This window comes from Altererythrobacter sp. CAU 1644 (assembly GCF_029623755.1).
Taxonomy (GTDB): Bacteria; Pseudomonadota; Alphaproteobacteria; order Sphingomonadales; family Sphingomonadaceae; genus Erythrobacter; species Erythrobacter arenosus.
On sequence record NZ_CP121106.1, the window covers coordinates 1,604,395 to 1,626,271 of the forward strand.

General features: G+C 62.8%; 18 protein-coding genes. 16 read left to right on the plus strand and 2 right to left on the minus strand.

Annotation, left to right across the window (positions count from 1 at the left end):
* Nucleotide 1: 1 nt before the first annotated feature.
* The 8 genes from narI to P7228_RS07940 all read left to right on the plus strand — a co-directional run bounded on the left by narI (nucleotide 2) and on the right by P7228_RS07940 (nucleotide 10,462).
* The gene (narI, locus tag P7228_RS07905) at nucleotides 2-703 is read left to right on the plus strand and encodes a respiratory nitrate reductase subunit gamma (protein WP_278017665.1); all 702 of its coding nucleotides are present in this window, start codon (nucleotides 2-4) and stop codon (nucleotides 701-703) included.
* A complete protein-coding gene (locus tag P7228_RS07910) occupies nucleotides 696-1,508 on the plus strand; it encodes a peptidylprolyl isomerase (protein ID WP_278017666.1) in 813 nt (270 codons plus the stop codon). The genes narI and P7228_RS07910 overlap by 8 nt, the downstream gene beginning before the upstream one ends.
* A gap of 45 nt (nucleotides 1,509-1,553) precedes the next feature.
* On the plus strand, nucleotides 1,554-2,090 hold the full coding sequence (locus P7228_RS07915; protein WP_278017667.1) for a molybdenum cofactor synthesis domain-containing protein: 537 nt from the start codon (nucleotides 1,554-1,556) through the stop codon (nucleotides 2,088-2,090).
* A gap of 147 nt (nucleotides 2,091-2,237) precedes the next feature.
* On the plus strand, nucleotides 2,238-4,124 hold the full coding sequence (locus tag P7228_RS07920; protein WP_278017668.1) for a putative nucleotidyltransferase substrate binding domain-containing protein: 1,887 nt from the start codon (nucleotides 2,238-2,240) through the stop codon (nucleotides 4,122-4,124).
* Nucleotides 4,125-4,817, plus strand: a complete 693-nt coding sequence (locus P7228_RS07925) for an exonuclease domain-containing protein (RefSeq protein WP_278017669.1) — start codon at nucleotides 4,125-4,127, stop codon at nucleotides 4,815-4,817.
* Between the two features lie 123 nt (nucleotides 4,818-4,940).
* Nucleotides 4,941-5,210 (plus strand): DUF4212 domain-containing protein, encoded by a 270-nt coding sequence (locus P7228_RS07930; protein WP_278017670.1) that lies wholly within the window; start codon nucleotides 4,941-4,943, stop codon nucleotides 5,208-5,210.
* 10 nt (nucleotides 5,211-5,220) lie between these two features.
* Nucleotides 5,221-6,999: a sodium:solute symporter family protein gene (locus tag P7228_RS07935; protein ID WP_278017671.1), complete on the plus strand. Its 1,779-nt coding sequence runs from the start codon at nucleotides 5,221-5,223 to the stop codon at nucleotides 6,997-6,999.
* 100 nt (nucleotides 7,000-7,099) lie between these two features.
* Entirely contained in the window at nucleotides 7,100-10,462 is a 3,363-nt protein-coding gene (locus P7228_RS07940; protein WP_278017672.1) for a PAS-domain containing protein, read from the plus strand.
* On the opposite strand, the gene P7228_RS07945 is transcribed toward P7228_RS07940, so the two are convergent.
* Nucleotides 10,445-11,077 (minus strand): response regulator transcription factor, encoded by a 633-nt coding sequence (locus P7228_RS07945; protein WP_278017673.1) that lies wholly within the window; start codon nucleotides 11,075-11,077, stop codon nucleotides 10,445-10,447. The genes P7228_RS07940 and P7228_RS07945 overlap by 18 nt on opposite strands.
* 4 nt (nucleotides 11,078-11,081) lie before the next feature.
* On the minus strand, nucleotides 11,082-13,031 hold the full coding sequence (gene acs / locus P7228_RS07950; RefSeq protein WP_278017674.1) for an acetate--CoA ligase: 1,950 nt from the start codon (nucleotides 13,029-13,031) through the stop codon (nucleotides 11,082-11,084).
* Between the two features lie 171 nt (nucleotides 13,032-13,202).
* Between acs and P7228_RS07955 the strand changes: the two genes are divergently transcribed.
* The 8 genes from P7228_RS07955 to P7228_RS07990 all read left to right on the plus strand — a co-directional run bounded on the left by P7228_RS07955 (nucleotide 13,203) and on the right by P7228_RS07990 (nucleotide 21,876).
* Entirely contained in the window at nucleotides 13,203-14,603 is a 1,401-nt protein-coding gene (locus P7228_RS07955; RefSeq protein ID WP_278017675.1) for a DcaP family trimeric outer membrane transporter, read from the plus strand.
* 80 nt (nucleotides 14,604-14,683) lie between these two features.
* Complete coding sequence (locus tag P7228_RS07960; protein WP_278017676.1) at nucleotides 14,684-16,555, plus strand: AMP-binding protein; 1,872 nt, start codon at nucleotides 14,684-14,686, stop codon at nucleotides 16,553-16,555.
* 528 nt (nucleotides 16,556-17,083) lie between these two features.
* Nucleotides 17,084-17,740 (plus strand): helix-turn-helix transcriptional regulator, encoded by a 657-nt coding sequence (locus P7228_RS07965; protein WP_278014714.1) that lies wholly within the window; start codon nucleotides 17,084-17,086, stop codon nucleotides 17,738-17,740.
* A gap of 221 nt (nucleotides 17,741-17,961) precedes the next feature.
* Nucleotides 17,962-18,465 carry a hypothetical protein gene (locus P7228_RS07970; RefSeq protein ID WP_278014715.1) on the plus strand — a complete coding sequence of 168 codons (504 nt, stop codon included), beginning with the start codon at nucleotides 17,962-17,964 and terminating at the stop codon, nucleotides 18,463-18,465.
* The gene (locus tag P7228_RS07975; protein WP_278014716.1) at nucleotides 18,462-19,073 is read left to right on the plus strand and encodes a hypothetical protein; all 612 of its coding nucleotides are present in this window, start codon (nucleotides 18,462-18,464) and stop codon (nucleotides 19,071-19,073) included. The genes P7228_RS07970 and P7228_RS07975 overlap by 4 nt, the downstream gene beginning before the upstream one ends.
* Before the next feature lie 23 nt (nucleotides 19,074-19,096).
* The gene (locus P7228_RS07980; protein WP_278014717.1) at nucleotides 19,097-20,146 is read left to right on the plus strand and encodes a hypothetical protein; all 1,050 of its coding nucleotides are present in this window, start codon (nucleotides 19,097-19,099) and stop codon (nucleotides 20,144-20,146) included.
* A gap of 214 nt (nucleotides 20,147-20,360) precedes the next feature.
* Entirely contained in the window at nucleotides 20,361-21,014 is a 654-nt protein-coding gene (locus P7228_RS07985; RefSeq protein WP_278014718.1) for a C39 family peptidase, read from the plus strand.
* Nucleotides 21,015-21,024: 10 nt separating this feature from the next.
* A complete protein-coding gene (locus P7228_RS07990) occupies nucleotides 21,025-21,876 on the plus strand; it encodes a hypothetical protein (protein ID WP_278014719.1) in 852 nt (283 codons plus the stop codon).
* Nucleotide 21,877 lies beyond the last annotated feature (1 nt).

The window sequence follows — 21,877 nt, forward strand, 5'->3', positions numbered from 1 at the left end:
CATGAACACCTATCTCAACCACCTGCTCTTCGGCATCTATCCCTACATCGCACTGGCGACGCTGGCGGTCGGCTCGATCATCCGCTTCGATCGCGAGCCTTACAGCTGGCGATCCGGTTCGAGCCAGCTCCTGCGCCGCAAGCAGCTGATGTGGGGTTCGGTGCTGTTCCATGCCGGCGTGCTGTTCGTGCTGTTCGGCCACATCGTCGGCCTGCTGGTGCCGATCTGGGTGTTCGACTCGCTGGCGGTGAAGCACGAATGGAAGCAGGCGCTGGCGGTCTACGGTGGCGGTTTTGCTGGCACTATCGCCTTCATCGGCGCCTCGATGTTGCTCCACCGGCGGTTGTTCGACCCACGCATCCGCGCCAATTCGACCTTCGCCGACACCGGCATCCTGGCGCTGCTTTGGATCCAGCTTGCGCTTGGCCTTGCCACCGTGCCGCTGTCGCTCGGCCATATGGATGGCGAGCAGATGGTGCGCTTCATGGCGTGGGCGAATGGCATCTTCACCTTCAACCCCACGGCTTCGTTGTGGCTCGACGGTTCGCACTGGATCTTCCGGACCCATATCTTCCTGGGTCTGACGATCTTCCTGCTGTTCCCCTTCACCCGGCTGGTGCACATGCTCTCCGCGCCCGTCCGTTACCTGTGGCGGGGCGGCTACCAGGTGGTCCGCTCGCGCAAGGCGATCGGCCATGGCTGATGTGATCGAACGCGAGGCCGTGACGGTCGGCGGTGTCGAGATCTCACCCGCCGCCATCGCTGCCGAGGCGCAAAACCATCCGGCCGGAGACGCCGAGGAAGCGTGGCAATCGGCGGCCGAGGCCCTGGCGATCAAGCACATGCTGCTCGCCGAGGCCGAACGGTTGGGGATCGAGGCGGGCGAGATCGAGGATGCCGCGGGTCGCAAGCTCGCCGGCGATGATGCCAGGATCGAAGCCCTGTTGGCGCAGGAGATCACGGTTCCTGAAGCCAATGAGGCAGAGGCGCGCCGGTTCTACGCGCAGCATCGGGACCGCTTTGCCAGCGAGGCGCTAGTCGAGGCCGAGCACATCCTGCTCGCCGCATCGCCCGAGGATACGCTGGCCTACAATATGGCGCTGAGCGATGCGCGCGGCCTGATCCGCCAGGTCGCGGCTGATCCAGACAGTTTCGCGCGACTGGCCCGCGAGTATTCCGCCTGCCCGTCGAAGGAGCAGGGCGGCAATCTTGGGCAGATCGGCGTGGGTCAGACCGTCGCCGAATTCGAGGAAGCGCTGTTTGCGCTCGCCGAGGGCGAGCTGTGCCGCGAGCCGGTCCGCACCCGGTTCGGCGTCCATGTCATTCGTGCAGGCCGCCGGGCGGAGAGCCAGCAATTGCCGTTTGAGGCGGTCGCCGCTTCGATCCGCGCCTATCTCGAGGAGGCGAGCTATCGCCGCGCCGTGGCGCAATATCTGTCGATCCTCGCCAGCCGAACCGAAATCCAGGGCGTCGAACTGCCAATCGCGGATGGACCCCTGGTCCAGTGACCGCGGATTCTCGCTGACACTCACCTTCCGACCGGAGAGCGAACATTGCCAGGCATTGACGAAACCCTGACATTTCATCCGCTGAATATCGCGATACTGACAATCTCTGATACGCGGACGCTCGAGACGGACACTTCGGGCGAGCTTCTGGCGTCGCGTATCGTCACTGCTGGCCATGACTTGATCGCTCGGGCGATCGTCAGGGATGACGTTGCCGCCATCCGGGCCCAGCTAGAGGCGTGGCTGGCACAACCCGAGATCGAAATCATCCTTACGACCGGCGGCACCGGTTTCTCGCCGCGAGACAACACGCCGGAGGCTGTCAGGCCGCTGTTGCGGCGCGAAATGGACGGTTTCTCGGTCGCCTTCCACCAAAGGAGTCTTGAATCGGTCGGCGTCGCTACGATGCAGTCGCGCGCCTTTGCAGGGCAGGCCCGAGATGCCTTCGTCTTCTGCATCCCGGGATCGACAGGCGCCTGCCGCGATGCTTGGGACGGGTTGCTTGAGTTCGAATTCGACAGCCGCCACAAGCCGTGCTCGATCGCAGGAGCGCTGCCGCGATTGCGGGAAGTGTGTGCCTGAACACCAGTTTCGAAAGCCCCGGCTGCCTCAAGGCTGGCTCGAGCGCCAAGGCTGTAAACTTCGCCGCGCCGGCGAGTGAAGAGCCGATGCTCTCATACTTTCGTCGTGCTTGGACGCGCGGGCCGACTGAAGTAGAACCGGCAACACATGGATACCTCGCTTCTCCATGAAATAGACGGTTTCCTCGTCGATGTTCCCGCGTTCGCTGCGCTCGACATCGCGACGCGCCAGACCGTATCGAAGCAGATCGAGATCTCGTATTTTCGCCGCGGGACCCCCATCACGCAAGCCGGCGACGACAATCAGTTCCTTTCGATCATTCGTTCGGGCAGTGTCGAACTGCGCCTTGGCGGAACGGAATTGCATGCCCGGTTGGGCGAACGCGATTGCTTCGGATATCCCTCGCTAATCCGCCGCGGACCAGCGCAAAACGAGGCGACCGCCAACGAGGATTGCCTGCTCTACCGGCTGCCTGCCGAACGCTTTCACAGGCTGTGGGAAGATCATCCGGCGTTCAGGCACTTCTTCGATCTCGACGAAGCCGGGCGGCTACGGCGAGCGGTTGGGTCGCTACGGGCTGAGAACGCCGGCTCTGCCCCCGAAGAAAGCTTCGGAACGCATATCCCGCTCGGCAAGATCGTTTCGCCGCGAGTTCTCGTCTCCTGCGATCCGGGACTGACGATCGGCGATGCCGCCAGAATGATGGCGGATCAGGACGTCTCCGTACTCCCGGTGCTGGAGCAGGATGCGCTGGTGGGAATCCTTACCGACAAGGACTTGCGGCGCAGGGTTCTGGCGGTGCAGCTCGACCTCACCGTGCCGGTGGCGCAGGTGATGACGCCCGATCCAATCACCGCCGGCGAGAGCCAGACCGTGCTCGATGCCCTAGTCGCCATGACCACGCACAATATTCGCCATCTGCCGGTGGTCGATGCATCGAATGACCTGGTTGGGATCGTGTCATCTAGCGACGTACTGTCCCAGCTAGGGTCGAACTCGTTTCACCTTGCGCGCGAAGTGCAAACTGCGCGCGACCTGCCTTCGCTGGTCGACGCGAGCGCCCATTTGCCGCGGGCGGTCGCGGGCCTGGTCGAGGCGGGCGTCGATGCCGATCCCGTCGCGCGTTACGTCAGCTCGATAGGCGAGTTGTTCCACCGCCGCATCCTGGCCTTGGCCGAGCAGGAGCTCGGGCCGCCGCCGGTTCCATACGCGCTGGTTTGCTTCGGGTCGCTGGCGCGCAGCGAAGTATCGCTCGGATCGGATCAGGATAACGGATTCGTCTTTGCAGAGACCTATTCGCGCGAAAAGCATGACGGCTATTTCGCCGAGCTCGGGCGACGTCTGGCAGACGGGCTCGACAGCACCGGATATCGCTATTGCCCGGGGGACATCATGGCGTCCAACCCGGAGTATCGGGCGACGGTCGGCGAATGGATCGAGCGCTTTGCCGGATGGATCGAAGATCCCGACCCGCAGGCCATCCTGGAGAGCGGCATCTTCTTCGACATCCGTCCCGTTACCGGCGAGGCGAGGCTGGTCGAACAGCTTCGGACGGAGACCTATCAGAGGGCGGCAAAAAACCGGATCTTCACATCGTTTGTCGCGCGGGCTGCAGCGAGCTCGGCCGTCCCGCTCGGCTTCTTCCGCAACTTCCTGCTCGAGAAGGACGCGGTCGAAGGCAAGGTGCTCGACCTCAAGGCGCAGGCGATAAACCCTGTTATCGATCTTGCGCGAACCCACGCGATTGCCAACGGAATCGAGGCCACCAACACCGTCGAGCGATTGCGCGCCGCCAGCGATGCGGGGGCGCTCGACAAGGAAGCTGCACGCGATCTTGCAGCCTGCTTCGAGTTCGTGCGTGATGTTCGCTTCCGGCATCAGGCAGCACAGATCCGGCGGGGCGAGTGCCCCAGCAACAAGCTCGATCCAGCCGAACTATCGCGCTTCGACCGGGAGCATCTGCGCGACGCATTCAAGCTCATCCGCGCCGAGCTCGATCGGTTGCGCACGGCCTATGCCGGCGGTTTGACCTGAATGTTTGACCGGCTTTTCGGCGGTCCCGAGCGCCAGCTTGAGCGGGCCTTCGAACGCGCCTCCGCGAAGATTTCATCAGGGCCGCTGGCCGATTACTATGCCCGGGGGCTTCCAGATCTAAAGGCCGAGGTGAGCGAGGTCCCATTGCTGGCGATCGATCTCGAAACCGACGGTCTCGACTCCTCGCGCGACATGATCCTTGAATCGGGTTCGGTCGCGCTGGACATGGGATCGATCCAGGGAGGATCGGCGCGAAGGATCAGGTTCCGGGCCGAGCGACCGCTCAATGCCGAAGCCGTTGTCATTCACAGCATTACCGATGACGAGGCGGCGGACGCGCTTCCCGCCGAGGAGGCCTTGGCCCTGGTCCTGGAGCAATGCACTGGCCGGGTGCTCGTGGCGCATTTTGCCGAGATCGAGGCGGGGTTTCTCGATGCAGCATGTCGCAAGCGATACGGAGCGCCCTTCGTCGCGCCGTTTATCTGCACGATGCAGCTTGAGGCGCGCTGGTTTCCGCGCTCGCGGGCGCGGGACGGATTGAGGCTCGGCAAGCTGCGTTCGCAATACGGCCTGCCACCCTACCGCGCGCACGACGGGCTGACCGATGCGCTGGCATGTGCGGAGGTGTTCCTTGCCCAGCTGGCCTACGCGAAGCGGGAGCGTGCGCCCGTCGCCGAACTGCTCCGAAGCTAGTCGCCGCCCGTGCGGGCATTAGACCAAAGTCGCGCTGTGAAAGATCGGGCCAGGCTCTAGGCTTGATGGTGGACCGTGGAAGATCCGCGGCACTCGTATCCATTCGAGGGGGAGGCACTTAATATGTCTGATCAAGATCCCAATGCCGCGTCGGCGGGCGCGTATTGGAAAGCCAATATCCGCCTGCTCGTCACACTGATGGCAATCTGGTTCCTGGTGTCGTTCGGCGCCGGGATCCTGTTCCGTCCGTTCCTGGACCAGTTCATGATCGGGGGTTTCCCGCTCGGCTTCTGGTTCGCCCAACAGGGTTCGATCTACGTCTTCATCGTGCTGATTTTCTATTACGCGTGGAAGATGAAGAAGATCGAACGCGAATTCGATCTCGACGATTGAGGAGGGGACCATGTCGACACAAGCATTGATCTATCTCTTCGTCGGGCTGAGCTTCGCGCTCTACATCGGCATCGCGATCTGGTCGCGGGCCGGATCGACCAAGGAATTCTACGTCGCGGGCGGCGGGGTCCACCCTGTCGTCAACGGTATGGCGACCGCCGCCGACTGGATGAGCGCCGCGTCCTTCATATCGATGGCAGGGCTCATAGCCTTCATGGGCTATGACGGCTCGGTCTACCTGATGGGCTGGACCGGCGGTTACGTGATGCTGGCGCTTCTGCTGGCGCCCTATCTCCGCAAATTCGGCCAGTTCACCGTGCCCGACTTCATTGGGACGCGATACTATTCGAACGTCGCGCGCACGGTCGCCGTGATCTGCCTGATCTTCATCAGTTTCACCTATATCGCCGGGCAGATGCGCGGCGTGGGTATCGTGTTCAGCCGCTTCCTCGAAGTGGAAGTCACGATGGGCGTGATCATCGGGATGGCGATCGTCTTCGTCTATGCCGTGCTCGGCGGGATGAAGGGCATCACCTACACGCAGGTGGCGCAGTACTGCGTGCTGATTTTCGCCTACCTGGTGCCGGCTATCTTCATCTCGCTGCTGATCACCGGCAATCCGGTGCCCCAGCTGGGCCTCGGATCGATGGTGAACGACGGGTCCGGCATGTACGTGCTGGAGAAGCTCGACGAGAGCCTGCAGATGATGGGCTTTGGGGCCTATACCGACGGCAGCAAATCGATGATCGACGTGTTCTGCATCACCGCAGCGCTGATGATCGGGACCGCCGGACTGCCGCACGTCATCGTCCGCTTCTTCACCGTTCCCAAGGCTTCGGATGCCCGTAAGTCGGCAGGTTGGGCGCTGATCTTTATCGCCTTGCTCTACACCACTGCTCCTGCGGTGGCGGCCTTCGCCCGGATCAACTTCAACGAGACGGTCGATCAAACCGCCTACGAGGAAGCTCCGGCGTGGTTCAAGAACTGGGAAAGCAACAAGCTGATCGCCTGGACCGACAAGAACGGTGACGGTGTGATGCAGGTGGCCAAGGGCGATGCCTTCAAGGGTGCGCCCGAATACACCGGCGAAACCGGTCCACTGGGCCAGCAGCTCGTCTCGAACGAAGTGCTGAGCGACAATCCGAACGAGGTCTATGTCGACCGCGACATCATGGTGCTCGCCAACCCGGAGATTGCCAATCTCCCAGGATGGGTGATCGCCCTGGTCGCGGCGGGTGGTCTTGCCGCCGCCCTGTCGACCGCAGCCGGGTTGCTGCTGGTGATCTCGACCGCGGTCAGTCACGATCTGCTCAAGTCGACCTTCCGTCCGGAGATTTCGGAGAAAGGCGAGTTGCTCGCAGCCCGCGTGGCGGCGACGGCGGCGATCGTTGTGGCCGGCTATCTCGGCATCTATCCGCCCGGATGGGTGGCGCAGGTGGTAGCCTTCGCATTCGGACTTGCCGCGGCCTCGCTGTTCCCGGCCATCTTCATGGGGATTTTCTCCAAGTCGATGAACAAGGAGGGAGCGATTGCAGGGATGGTTGTCGGCCTCGCCTTCACCTTCCTCTACATCGCCTACTTCAAGCTCATGGTGGATCCCGCGATGAATGTGGAGGCCAACTGGCTGTTCGGTATCTCGCCCGAAGGGATCGGCGTGGTCGGAATGGTTCTCAACTTCATCGTGGCGATCGTGGTGGCCAAGATGACGTCGGCACCGCCGGCCGAGATCGATCGCCTAGTCGAATCGATCCGCGTTCCGCGCGGAGCCGGGGAGGCCCACTCACACTAATCTCCTCCAGGAGTGAGGGTCTCCGGCGGGGGCGACAGGAAACTGTCGCTCCCGTTTGGATTTGCCGTTAGGCTCGCGTCGAGGGAGGGATGCCAGGGCGATGTCAGCTTGGTTCGTGCCGGTCTTGGTTGCAGTGGCATATGCTGCGCTGCTGTTCTGGATCGCCCATGCCGGCGACCGGCATCCGGTAAGCGAATTCGCCAATCGCCACCGCCGCATTATCTACGGGCTGTCGCTCGCGGTTTATTGCACCAGCTGGACCTTTTTCGGCGCGGTCGGCACCGCGATGGGTTCGGGCCTGCGCTATCTTCCGATCTATCTCGGCCCAATCATCATGTTCGTGTTCTTCGCGCGCTTCCTCGAGCGCGTGCTCAAAGTCGGCAAGGCGCAGCATTCGACTTCGATCGCGGACTTCCTGTCGGCGCGTTATGGCAAGAGCGCCTGGGTCGCCGCACTCGTAACGCTGATCGCCCTGTTCGGCGCGCTCCCTTACATGGCGCTGCAGCTGAAATCGATCAGCCAAACGCTCGCGGCACTATCGCCTGGCATCACCCAATATTTGCGCGACGGCGAGATCGTGATGGCGGTGGCTGGAGCAATGGCTGCCTTTGCGGTCCTGTTCGGTACCGGCCGCCTCGACCTCACCCAGCACAACCGCGGCATGGTTCTCGCGATTGCAGTCGAAGCGCTGATCAAGCTCATCGCGATCGCAGCAGTGGCCGCATTCGCCATCGCGCTTTTGCTGACAGAATCGAGTCCGTCCGGAGTGGGGCGGGTCGCTGCCGAAACCTTCTCCTGGTCGCAGATCGACGCGCGTTTCGTCACGCTTACCGCCATCTCCGCCATGGCGATCATGTGCTTGCCGCGTCAGTTTCACATGCTGGTTGTCGAGGCGCAGGAAAACCGACTGGTCGGCCCGATGCGGTGGCTGTTCCCGGCCTACCTGGTCTTGATCTGCGCCGCGGTACTGCCTGTGGTCCTTGCGGGCGCGACCCTGATGCCCGAGAATGCCCAGGCCGACATGCTGATGCTCAGCCTGCCGCTGGCCTATGGCTCCGATGCGCTGGCAATGCTGGCGTTCATCGGTGGTTTCAGCGCCTCCACCGGTATGATCATTGTCACTAGCATTGCGCTTTCGGGCATGGTGACCAACGACCTGATCGTCCCGGTGTTCTTTCGCGACCGCCTGCTTCAGCGCGGCGAAAAACAGGTTGTCGGCCCGGTCCTGATCCTGGTCCGGCGCCTGACCGTCGTCGCTCTCCTGCTGCTGGCCTATCTTTACGTGCGGGCGGTGGGTAGCGGGTCCACGCTTGCCGGCCTGGGCGAGATTGCATTCGCAGGGGTGGCGCAATTCGCGCCCGGCCTGCTGCTCGGCTTTACCTGGCGCAGGGCGAACCGGGTCGGGATGATCGCTGGCCTGATCGGCGGATTCGCTGGCTGGCTGGTTCTGCTTGCCGCGCCGGTGTTCGATCCATCGATAGCGCCTTTTGTGATCGGGGACGATCTGCTGGTGTCGGGCACGGTGCTGAGCCTTGCCACCAATACCGCGCTGCTGGTGATATTCTCCCTCGTTGGTCAAACCAATCTGGCCGACCGCGTCCAGGCGATTGCCTATGTCGATCGACGCGCCCTGTTGCCGGACCCGGACGAGCTTTCCACCGAAGCGCATGTCGCCGACTTTCGCCTGCTGCTTGAACAGTTCGTCGGCGACGTGCAGGCAAAGGAAGTGCTCAACGGCCTGCGGCTCGAAACCGGCCGGAATTACCGCGACGCGGACCGGGCCGATGCGGCCTTGCGCAACGCCAGCGAGCGCGTGATCAGCGCGATCATCGGCAGTTCTTCCGCGCGCGCGCTGATCCAGTCGACGATCGAGGGCGACCCGGTCTCGCTCGAGCATGTGGTGGCGATGTTCGACGAGACGTCACAGCGGCTCCAGTTCGGGGCGGGGCTGCTCCAGATCGCGATCGAGAACATCGACCAGGGGATTTCGGTGGTCGACAAGGACCAGCGGCTGGTGGCCTGGAACCGTCGCTATGTCGAGATGTTCGACCTGCCCCAGGAGCTCGTCGAGATCGGCCGCCCGATTGCTGACCTGCTGGGCTTCAACATGCGAGCCCTCGGCTTCCCCGAACCCACGATCGAAAGCGAGGTCGAAAAACGGCTCGGTTTTCTGCGGGCGGGAACCCGCCACAGCACCGAGCGGGTGCTCTCCGACGGGCGGGTTCTGCGCGTCCTCGGCAATGCGGCGCCCAACGGCGGCTATGTCACCAGCTATTCCGACGTGACCGCCGATCGTCTCGCCGAACAGGCGCTGGAGGCGAAAGTTCTCGAGCGGACGGAACAATTGGTCAGGTCGAACACGGCGCTCGAAGCCGCGACGCGCTCAAAGACCCGGTTTCTCGCGGCAGCCAGCCACGACCTGGTTCAGCCGCTCAATGCTGCGCGGCTGTTCGCCAGCGCGCTGAGCGAAGAGATTGATCAGGAACGCCCCCGCGAACAGCGCCTGTTGGGCCAGATCGATCGTTCGATCCGTACAGCTGACCGGCTGCTCAGGGCGTTGCTCGATATCTCGCGGCTCGACGGCGGCAATGTCGATATTGCTACCACGCGGTTCTCGCTCGATCTCGCCTTTGCCGAGATCGTCAACGAGTTCGAAGTGCAGGCCCAGGCGAAAGCCATCCAGCTGATCGTCCAGCCCTGTGGTCTATGGATCGAGACCGATCGCGGCCTGTTCGTGTCGGTGTTGCAGAACCTGGTGACCAACGCCGTGCGCTATACCGAAAGCGGCAAGGTGCTGGTGGGCGGCAAGCGGCGCGGGACCGAAGTGGAAATTCTGGTCGCCGATCAAGGCCCGGGTATTGCGCCAATGGATCTCGGCCGGATTTTCGACGAGTTCACCCAGCTCGGGAAAGGGCGCGAGAGTGAGGGTCTCGGTCTCGGCCTCGCTATCGTGAAACGGATCGCTGCGATGCTGGGAACACGGGTCGACGTCAGATCCGAACTCGGTCGGGGAAGCTGTTTCTCCTTCAGATTGCCGGTGGTCGAGCCCGCAATCGTCACGGAGGTTCGCGACGAGGCGAGCAGGCAAGCGATCGCGCACGATGGCGCGAGCGTGCTCTGTATCGACAATGATGGGCCGAGCTGCGAGGCGATGGTCGCGTTGCTGAGGCGCTGGGGTCTCGATGCGGTCGGGGCGCGCCACCCGGACGAGGTTCCAGCCGATCTGGAGCCGGCGCTGATCCTGCTCGATTACCGGCTCGACGACGGGCTTACCGGCGACATCGCATGGCGAACCCTGGGTGAGAAGCTGGGCGAACTCCCGCCGGTCGTGCTGCTGACAGCGGAAGATACCGATGAAACCAAGTCGGCCGCCGCTGCCATGGGCGCGCAACGGATGATCAAGCCGGCCAGTCCGGCGGCGCTGCGCGCCCTGATCAATGCGGTACTAAGGATTGATGCCTGACGGCTCGCCGATATCCAGCTGCTTCGCCACCAACACCGCCTGGGTGCGGTTGGTTACGCCAAGGCGCCGGAAAATCGCCGTGATATGCGCTTTGACGGTCGCTTCGCTGATGTCCATTTCATAGGCGATCTGCTTGTTGAGCAGGCCTTCCGACACATAGCCCAGGATGCGCGCCTGGGCGGGAGTGAGGCTGGCGAGCCGCGTTACGGCTTCACCGCCGCTGTCATCGGTATCGGGAAACACCAGATCGCCGTCGCCGATCTGTCGTAGCGCGTCGGTCATCTCGGAGAGCGACGCAGTCTTGGAGATGAAACCGGAAGCACCCAGTTCGCGGGCCCCCGCCACGACGCGACCGTCCTCGGTCGCGGAGATAACCACCACCGGCACGGCCGGGCACAGCTTGCGCATTTCCAGCAGGGCGTTGAGGCCGCTGCTGTCCTGCATGTGAAGATCGAGTGTGGCGAGCTCGACGTCCCCGGACATGATCTCGGACTTGGCCGCGGCCGCATCGCTGACTTCGACGATGTCGTGGGTGGGCCAGACCTTCTCCACTGCCGCGCGGATCGCGCCGCGCATCAGGGGATGATCGTCCGCGATGACAATTCGTCGCGTCATGGTGTCACCGGTTCAACCTTCCTTCGACCAGCGTTTCGACGATGCTCGGGTCGGCCAGCGTCGAAGTGTCGCCAAGCGAGCCGAATTCGTTCTCCGCGATCTTGCGCAGGATCCGGCGCATGATTTTGCCGCTGCGGGTCTTGGGCAGCGCGGGGGTAAAGTGGAGATGGTCGGGCGAGGCGATCGGGCCAATCTCCTTGCGCACCCACTGCCGCAGTTCCCCCGTCAGGACGTCGTCTGCTTCCTCGCCGGAGTTGAGAGTGACATAGCAGTAAATGCCCTGACCTTTGATATCGTGCGGGAAGCCGACCACGGCGGCTTCGGACACCTTCGGGTGGAGCACCAGGGCACTCTCGACCTCGGCGGTACCCATACGGTGGCCGCTGACGTTGATCACGTCGTCGACGCGGCCGGTGATCCAGTAATAGCCATCGACATCGCGGCGGCAGCCGTCGCCGGTGAAATACTTGCCGCGATAGGTGCTGAAATAGGTCTGGATGAAGCGTTCGTGGTCGCCGTAGACGGTCCTCGCCTGCCCAGGCCAGCTATGGGTGATGCAGAGGTTTCCTTCGGTCGCGCCGTCGAGCACCATGCCATCGCCATCGACCAGTTGCGGGCAAATGCCGAAGAAGGGCTTGCCCGCGCTCCCCGGCTTCATGTCGTGCGCGCCGGGCAATGTGGTGATCATGATCCCGCCGGTTTCGGTCTGCCACCAGGTGTCGACGATCGGGATTTTCCCGTGGCCGACCGTGCCGTGATACCACCGCCACGCCTCAGGGTTGATCGGCTCGCCGACCGAGCCGAGCAAGCGCAAGGATGACAGGTCGTGTTTGGTGACGTGGGCGTCGCCTTCGCGCATCAGGGCGCGAATGGCGGTCGGCGCCGTGTAGAAGATATTGACCTTGTGCTTGTCGCAGACCTGCCAGAAGCGATCGTGATCGGGATTGTTCGGCACGCCTTCAAACATCAGCGCCGTCGCGCCGTTCTGCAGCGGTCCGTAGACGATATAGCTGTGCCCCGTGACCCAACCGATGTCCGCGGTGCACCAGTAGATCTCGCCCGGGCGATAGTCGAACACGTAACGGAAGGTGGTTTCGGTCCAGACCGAATAGCCTCCGGTAGTGTGAAGTACACCCTTGGGTTTGCCGGTGGAGCCTGAAGTATAGAGAATGAACAGCGGATCTTCCGCGTCCATCTGCTCGCACGGGCACTCCTCGCCGACATCGGCGGAGAGGTCATGGTACCAGTGATCGCGGCCCTCGGTCATGGCGACGTCGCCGCCGGTGTGGCGCACAACCAGCACCGCTTTCGCAGCGACCTTGGCGAGCGCGGCGTCGACATTGGCCTTGAGCGGGATCTTCTTCGATCCGCGCAGCCCCTCGTCGGCGGTCACGATCCAGTCGCTCTGGCAATCCTCGACCCGCCCGGCGATCGCATCAGGCGAGAAGCCTCCGAAAATCACCGAATGGATCGCGCCGATGCGCGCGCAGGCGAGCATGGCAAACGCGCCTTCGGGGATCATCGGCATGTAGATCGTGACCCGATCGCCTTTCTCGACGCCCATTTTCTTGAGCGTGTTCGCCATGCGCACGACTTCGCGCTGCAAGTCGGCGTAGGTAATGTGCCGGTTCGGAGCCGCCGGATCGTCAGGCTCGAAGATCAGCGCTACCCGCTCGCCGTTGCCGGCCGCAACGTGCCGGTCGACCGCATTGTGGCAGATGTTGAGCTTGCCGCCTTCGAACCATTTGATGTCGACCGGATCGAACGACCAGTTGGCGATCTTGCCGGGCTTTTCGAACCAGTCGAGGCGGTCGGCCTGTTCGGCCCAGAAGCCATCCGGATCGTCGACGCTGCGCGAATACATCGCCTGGTACTGGTCGAGCGTGCATGCCGTCCCGTTCGCAGCCTCGCCCGGCTTGCGGACCCATTCCTGGTCGTGCGCGGTGTTGCTCATAGAGGTCTCTCCCGATGTCTCGATCGCAGCTGTCGCTTGTTGCGCGAGCTTATCCCACTCGGCCCGTCAATGCGTTACGACCTTAGTCTTATAGACCATCTGCCGATAGACTAGGCGCGGTAATTGCTGCGATTTTCCAACCCGCAAAATCAATCGTGGGGAGGGATACTCGTGGTCAGTTCTTCAAGCGGAATCGGCAGGAGGAAATACGCCATCGCGCTGCTGGCTGCCAGCATGCTGGTGCCGGCAACGGCGCATGCAGCGGACGAACGCGAATCGGTCGACGACCGGCTTGACCGGCTGGAGGCGATGATCGTCGCCCTGCAGCAGCAAATGGCCGGTCAGCAGGCCGGTGCCGCCCAATCCGAAGCGGTCAGCCAGCTCAGCACCGCGGTTGCAGAAACGCGTGCCCAGAACGAAGCACTGGCCCAGCAGCAAGCGGAGACCGAGGCCCGGGTCGCCCAGGTGGAGAAGGATTCGACCAACGGCTTCCGCGTCGGCGACACCACCATCAAGATCGGCGGGTATGCCAAGATGGATGCCAAGAGCATCCGCACCAGCGGTGGCCAGCTGCCCGGCGACTCGGTCGGGCGCGACTTCCTGATTCCCAGCCTGATCCCGGTCGGCGGTTCGTCGTCCGATTGGGACACGCATTTCCATGCGCGGCAAAGCCGCTTCATCATCTCGACCGCCACTCCGGTCGGCGACAAGTCGATCGGCAGCCATCTCGAACTCGACTTCCTGGTCACGGCGGGCGGCGATCAGCGGGTGTCGAACAGCTACACCCCGCGCATGCGGCAGGCCTTCATCACTTACGATGGCTGGACGTTCGGGCAGGCGTGGTCGAACTTCCAGAATGTCGCGGCATTGCCCGACAGCGTGGACTTCGTCGGGACAATGCCGGGCACGGTCTTCGTGCGCCAGCCGATGATCCGCTACAAGAGCAAGAGCGGCTTCTCGGTCTCCGTCGAAAATCCCGAAACGGCCATCACGACCAGCACCGGCGGGCGTATTCTCCCGGCAGACGACAAGCTTCCGGATATTACCGCGCGCTATGACGGCAAGGGCTTTACCGTTGCGGCGATCGTTCGCCAGCTAACCGCGTCCGATGCTGTCCTGCCGAACGGATCGGATTCGGCGTTTGGCTATGGCCTCAGCATCTCGGGCAAGGTCCCGATCGGCAGCGGCGGCGACGATTTCCGCTTCATGGGAACTGTCGGTGAAGGGCTGGGCCGTTACCTCGGCGCAAATATCGTCAACGATGCCGCGATCGATGCGAGCGGCAACCTCGATCCGATTGCGACCTATTCCGGCTTCGCGGCCTTCCGGCATGTGTGGAGTCCGAAGGCGCGCTCCACCATTGCAGGAAGCTACTTCAAGGCTGACAACCCGGTCCTGCTGACCAGCGGTGCCCCGACCGACGAGGTCTGGAATATCCTCGGCAATATCATCTACTCGCCTGTGCCCAAGCTCGATCTGGGGCTCGAGTACATGTACGCCGAGCGCACCAACGAGGCCGGGCTCGACGGCAATTTGCAACAGGTCCAGGTCATGGCAAAATACAGCTTCTAATTGCGGGAAGCTCGGCCAGGTTTGCGACGAGGGCGGTCCCGCTGGGGCCGCCCCACGCTTGACACAGAGTAGGAGAGAGCATGTCTTTAGCCGATGTCGCCGCGAGCGCGGCGCGGGATCCGCAGGCCTTCTGGCTCGATGCCGCAGCTGGCCTCGACTGGACGCGCTTTCCCAACCAGGCGCATGACGCCGCAAGCGATAGCTGGTTTCCCGACGGCGAACTCAACACCTGCTTCAACGCAGTCGACCGCCACGTCGAGGCTGGCAGGGACGATGCCACTGCACTGATCTACGAAAGCCCGATCACCGGGAAATCGGCGCGCTTCTCCTTCGCAGAGCTGCAGGAGCGCGTGGCGCGCACCGCCGGGATGATTGCCGCGCAAGGGGTCGAGAAGGGCGATCGGGTCATCATCTACATGCCGATGGTACCCGAAGCGGTCTTCGCCATGCTGGCCTGCGCGCGGCTTGGCGCCGTCCATTCGGTCGTCTTCGGTGGCTTCGCCGCGCCTGAGCTGGCGAAGCGGATCGACGATTGCGAGCCGAAGCTGGTGCTGAGCGCTTCCTGTGGGTTCGAACCGGGCCGAACGATCGCCTACAAGCCGCTGCTTGATCAGGCGCTCGAACTGGCACGGCACAAGCCGACCGCCGCCATCATCCTGCAGCGGGAGGAGCTGTCGGCCGCGCTGCAAGAGGGTCGCGATCTCGACTGGCAAGCGAACTATGCCGAAGCCGATCCGGCGCCGTGCGTGCCGGTCGCATCGAGCGATCCGCTCTACATTCTCTATACCTCGGGCACGACCGGCACCCCCAAAGGCGTCGTCCGGGACAATGGCGGCCATGCGACCGTGCTGCACTGGTCGATGGGCAGCATCTACGGGATCGACACCGGGGATACCTACTGGGCCGCATCGGACATCGGTTGGGTCGTCGGGCACAGCTACATCGTCTACGGACCGCTGCTGAAGGGCTGTGCGACGATCCTCTTCGAAGGCAAGCCTGTGGGAACGCCCGATGCGGGGATCTTCTGGCGGTTGGTCGACCAGCATCAGGTGAAGGTGCTGTTCACCGCGCCCACGGCGATCCGCGCAATCCGTCGCTCCGATCCCGATGGCAGCTTCATCGACGATGCCTCGCTGTCCTCGCTTCAGGCCCTGTTCCTGGCTGGTGAACGGGCCGACCCTGACACTTTGCTGTGGATCGCAGACAAGCTGGGCAAGCCGGTGATCGATCACTGGTGGCAGACCGAGCTGGGCTGGCCGGCCATCGCGACCTGTTTCGGATTGGGTGAGACCGAGATCCGCGCGGGGAGCGCAGGACGTGCGGTGCCCGGATACCGGTTCAAGGTCAGGGACGATGCCGGCGATCCGGTCGATGCCGGCGTGGTCGGCAATCTGCTCATCGAGCAACCCCTGCCGCCGGGCGCCTTCCGCTCGTTGTGGAACAATCCTGTGAAGTTCCAGGCGGGCTTCGTCGACTTCCCAGGACATTACACCACCGGCGATGCAGGGATGATCGACCAAGACGGATACATCCACATCATGGGCCGCACCGACGACATCATCAACGTCGCCGGGCATCGCCTCTCGACCGGCCAGATGGAGGAAGTCGTCGCCAATCACCCGCAAGTCGTGGAATGCGCCGTGGTAGGGGCGACCGACGAGTTGAAAGGGGAAATGCCGGTCGGCTTCGTGGTAACGCGCCCGGGCTGCGCGCGACTGGACGAAGTCCATAGCGAACTGGTCGCATCGATCCGGGGCGACATCGGGCCGATCGCCAGCCCGCGCAGCATCTATTTCGTCGACGGCCTGCCCAAGACCCGTTCGGGCAAGATTCTGCGCAACCTGCTGCGCGACATCACCAATGGCGCCGACATCTCTATCCCTCAGACCATCGACGATGCGGGGGTAATCGAACCGATCATCGAACAGGTCGAGCGTAAGGCACCAGCCTGACGCGCGACTTACTTGGGATTGGCGGGTGGGGTGCTGCGACGGCTAGCCGCGCGCGTTCTTGTCATCCTTCCTAGTCGTGGTCGGACTCGGAGAGGGAGAATAAAACTATAAATTTCAAATGCTTAATATCGAAATGGCGTCGATTCCAACGCAAAAACAGCGGAATCACGCCAAGAAACTGCAAAGATGCTACCGTTTTCAGGTAATTAGCCGGGTTATACGGCGACTAATTGCTTGTTGAGACGACAAAGATTCTCAACTCGTCGCCTTTCTGGGTGCGCTCGTCGGGAAAATGTAACATTGATCTTGTTAGGTTCGTCCCGACGCCGAATAGTTTAGGGCATCGGGCCGCTCTTCGCTTTCTAACCTAGCGAAGAAACTACAAAAAATTTTCCAAGGCATGCAGCAAGGACGCCGGGGCAGCGGCCATGCGCATTCGTGCTTGCGAGGGAGCAATCCCTCGATGGCTCGGTCACCGCGTTTGGCGGGGGCTGGCGGCAATGTGCGACGCTCGAGGGAGGGCGAAGAATGAAGGGCGATTCCATTATCGGAAGGGGCGCGCTCAACACGTATGAGGGGCAATTGATGCAGCCGTCGTCGCGACTGGATGTTCTTACCGCGGAGAATGTGCGCCCCGCACTCGATGCCGTTCTCACAGGCATGGAGAAACTCGACGATCGGGCCCGGTTGGTGGTGCAACGTGACGGGACCCTATTGGCGGCTGGCCGCCACTTCCCCGAATGGCTCGAGCGCTCAGACTGCCTCTTTCTGAGGGAGAACACCTTGCGGGCCCTGGGGAACGAAGCCCAGGTCAAGCTGCACAAGCTGTTCAACGTCGGCGTCGGCAAGGTCGATAGCCAGGTGCTGGAACGCTATGCCACCGAAGGTCACTGCATCGTTCGCGGGGCCGGGCTGTGCACCGAAGCCATCGCGGTTACATTGCAGATCGCGCACAACGGGTTCGAACCGAAGATGGCGGACCTCGAGGAGGCTTTCGGCCTCACGCCCAGCGAGACCCATATCGTCGAGCTATTGCTGCAGGGATGCGGGCCGCAGGAGATCGGCCATGACCTGGCGATCTCGGTGCACACCGTCCGGGCGCACCTGCGCCATTGCTACGAGAAGCTCGATGTCTCGTCGCGCGAGGAGCTGTGGCAGAAACTCGCCCCCTATCGACTGAATTGACCGCTAATCTGTCGATTTTATACCATTATTCTAAACCAGCACTCTAAAGATAGTTAATATTGACTACTTTCAATTGACGATGTGCGGGTTTGCGAATCGGTCTAGAACTCAAGTCATAATCTAAAGGTGGGTCGTCCGGACATTACAGTCCGATTCAACACCAGCCTGTTTCACAACAGCTGTCCGAATTGAAATTACTTGCATCTTGCAAGGAGGACGACGTGCGTGATCTTGAGATCAAGCGCAGGATTCTGCGCGCCGGTAGAGCTGTGCTCATCGGATCGGTAGCCGGGGCCGCCCTGGCATCCCAGCCCGCGTTCGCGCAGGAGGAGGTCTGGCCCTCGAATGCCGAGGCCCATCCCGGCGAGATCGTGTACTCCCGCGACGTTCCCTACGGCACGGCCACCCGCCGCTTCGCTCAAGGCGAGGCGCGGACCGTCAACCCCGATCAGACCATCCTGATAGAGAACAGCCTGCTGGTCGGGCTCCAGCCATTGAGCGACGCGGAACAGGCTGCTGTTTCGGCCCCGCTCGTGCGCTCGCTGGAAGTTGGGCGCAATGCCATCGACGTCGGGCTGTCAGTCGTTACCGCGACCGGCAGTGGCGGCGACTTCACGCGTTCCGAGAGCGGCGCAAGTTCAACCGGTAGCATCATCAGCCAGGGGCTGAGCGTGCTGCCTTCAGCGCTTGCCGTCATCGGCAACACCACCGGGAGTGGGCAATGATCGCGGCCCCATCGATTGGCCCGCTCCCGGTGCTTTTTCTTCTATTCGGAGCAGTCCCGCTCGCGGCCCAGGACGATCAGGGAGCGCAGGACGAAGTGCTGGTGGCCGAGGGCAGCACCAGTGGAAACTCCGGTCGGATCGCGGTGAACGTCGCGGCTGGTTCGCAAAACCAGCAGGCGGGTTCGGCCGTGATCGCGATCGGCGATATCCCCATCGGTGCCAATGCGGTGTCCCAACACATCGCTACGCCGGACATGACCGACCGGCGCACCGCGGTCGCCGTGGGACCTGGCGCCCTTTCCAACAATTCCGGCTTGCTGAGCGTGAACCTCAGCGCCGGCAACCAGAACCAGTCGGCGAACCTCGCGACGCTGACGATCGGAACAAGCGGAGTGGTCTCTGACCAGATGCTCGCCCAGACGAGCGCTCCCACCAATCCGGCCGGGCAATCTGGCCCGGGCCTCGAAGCCCCCAATGACGCCATCGCAATCGATGACTCGGCGTTGGCGGGGAACAGCGGCCTGGTCCAGATCAACCTTGTCGGCGGCGAGAGGAATTCCTCTGCCAACACCTTCGCGCTGAACGTCTCGGCCGGGGGCAATCCATGAACCGAAGCAAAGGAGACAGGATCATGAAGTATGCACTGCTAGCGGCAGTTGCAGGATCGGCCTTGGCCGTATCCGGCACTGCCATGGCGCAGGACAGCGAACCCGGCAGCTATGATGGCGAATCCGGGGTCGAGGTCGATCTGCGCTATGCCAACAACATCGACACCAGCGTGACGACCGATGTGACCTATACGAAAGACGTTGCCCTGCGCGGCGCTGTCCGTCTGCGGGGGACCATCGACGTCGACAGCTCTGCTGTCGCGGTCACCGATGCCAAACAGTTCCTGACTGGCGTCGAGGTAACCTATCGTGAAGAGAACGAGCTGAACGGCGAGAACGGCTATGTGGCCGAAGTGTTCGGGATTGGCTGGAGCGAACCAGGCTTCAACGGCCCTTCGCCAGACCCGTTTGCCAATGGCGTGCCTGAAGATCAGATCCGGGCGGGCTTCTTCGCCCCGATCATCAACACGGTGGATGCCTTCAACGTCGATTCGTCGGGCAATGTCGGGGTCAACCTCGCTGCGGGTTACTTCAACCAGCAGATGAACAGCGCCTCGATTGCGGTGTCGGAAGACAACAACGAAGAAGCAGCCGGCGGCTGGGCCGAAGCGTCCACGACCGGACTGCAATCGTTGATCGGCGTGGCGCAATATGCGGCGCGCGGCTTCCTCGACGAAGACGATCCGGAAGAAGGTGGCGGACAGAACAACTTCCGCGACCGTAACACAATCCTGGGTGCGACGATCACCGGATCGGGCAACATCGGCGTCAACGTGGCGGCCGGCAGCCTCAACCAGCAGTCCAACCTGATGACTCTGGCTGTCGCCAACAATGCCGATCTGGCCGAAGCCAATGCTGGCCTCATCCAGACCGCGTTGCTGAGCGGTGTCGAACAGCAGGACAGCATCAACTCGATCTCCGGCCTGGATATCAGTGGTGCATCCGGCAACATCGGCGTCAACATGGCGGCCGGTGTCGGCAACCAGCAGACGAACTCGCTCACCATTGCAGCATCGCAGGGTGACGGTTCGGGGAACCCACAGACCGGCGGCGGGATCAACGACCCAAGCTGATCAACCGCAGGCGGGGAGGGGGAGACCTTACCCTCCTCCTCCCCATCTCCCCGGCCGTGGTGCGGCCGGAGCGATATCCCACCCGCGAAAGGCAGGATGCCAGCTGCCCGAAGCAAAGGCAGGACCCCCAATGTCCCAGAATCTCAGCCCCAGGTCAAAGATTGGTGCAGCCGCAACGCTCGGAATCTGCGTTGTTGCTCTCCATGGCTGCGCCATGCCGGAGTCCGATCGGACGCCCGTCTGGCTGGGCCAATTGAGCCCGGGCGCGCCGGTGATGGGTGCTAGCCCCGCTAGTTGGAAGGCGATGCGGTTCGAGGACGTCGTGCGCCAGCAGGCCGACTTCAGTTGCGGCGCAGCCGTCATGGCGACGATCCTCAACTACGCTTACGGCCACGAGACGACCGAACGCCAGGTGTTGGTCAACATGCTCAAGGTCGCTGACCCCGATCTCGTGCGGCAGAAGGGCTTCTCGCTGCTCGACATGAAGACCTATGCCCAGGTCATCGGCCTGTCGGCCGAAGGCTATAAGGTCGATTATCCGACCCTTGCCTCGATCAATATTCCTTCCATCGTCCTGCTCGACATCCGCGGCTACAAGCACTTCGTGATCGTGCGCCGGATCTTCGGCGACAGCATCGCGATCGGCGACCCCGCGCTCGGCAACCGCGTAATGACGCGCCCCGAGTTCGAAGCGGCATGGAACGGGATCGCCTTCGTCGTGATGGGCGAAGGATACGATCCGCAGAACGTCCTGCTCGACCCCCCATCGCCCCTTTCCGCCCGACAATTGCTGGCGACCAGCGCCAGCCTGCCCCCCGCGCAAGCCGCCGAATTCGGCTTCTCGCCGGGCTACGACTTTACTTTCTGAGGAGGCTATCATGGCCATTCAGTCCACCACTTGCAGACGATTGACAGGCAGGAGAATCCTGTCCGCGATAGTTCCTGCGCTCGTGCTCTTCGGGTTCGCGCTTCCGGCACAGGCACAGGACGAAATGGTCGATGACGAGACCGTCGGCCCCCCGCTTCCCGATGCGGAGCTCGCAGAAATCCGCGGGAAGTTCATTCAATCCGACTCGGTCTCCTTCTTCGGGATCTCGATGGTCACCAGTTGGCAGGACGAAAGCGGCGTCACGACCGTCGCCCGCCTGGCGTTCAACGTCGATTTCCTCGCCAATGCGAGCACCGGCAAGCCTGATGCCAAGCTGATGGTCGGCTGGGTGCGCGAAGGCGATCCGGCGATGGACGTGACGACGAGCCATTCCGGCTACACGCCGCTAATCGTCGGCGAGAGCGTCTTACCCGTTGGCAGCCTGGGCGAGACCAAGGGTGCGGCGCAAGCCAATGTCATCGCGGGCGCCGACAATGCAGCGCTCAACGGCATGCAGATCGCGCTGATCCCGACGTCAAGCCTGCCACAGATGGGAGACAGCGGGCTGACGGCGATCAGCGATACGACCGCGCTCAGCTTTGCCGATGGCGATAGCCTGGAATTCCGCCTCGGTGCCAATGAACTCGGTCTCATCCTCATCGGGAACAACGGAAGCGACAGCACGCTCCAGAGCGTCGGCGGTGATGCTGGACGAATGCTGCAACAGACGGTGCTCAACAGCGACGGCAACTCGGTCCTCAACAACGCCGCGGTGGTGATCGGGACCGACCTGAGCGCGCAAGGCTTCGACGCCATCCGGGCGTCCGAAGCGCTTTCATCGATGAAAGGACACGGATTCTGAA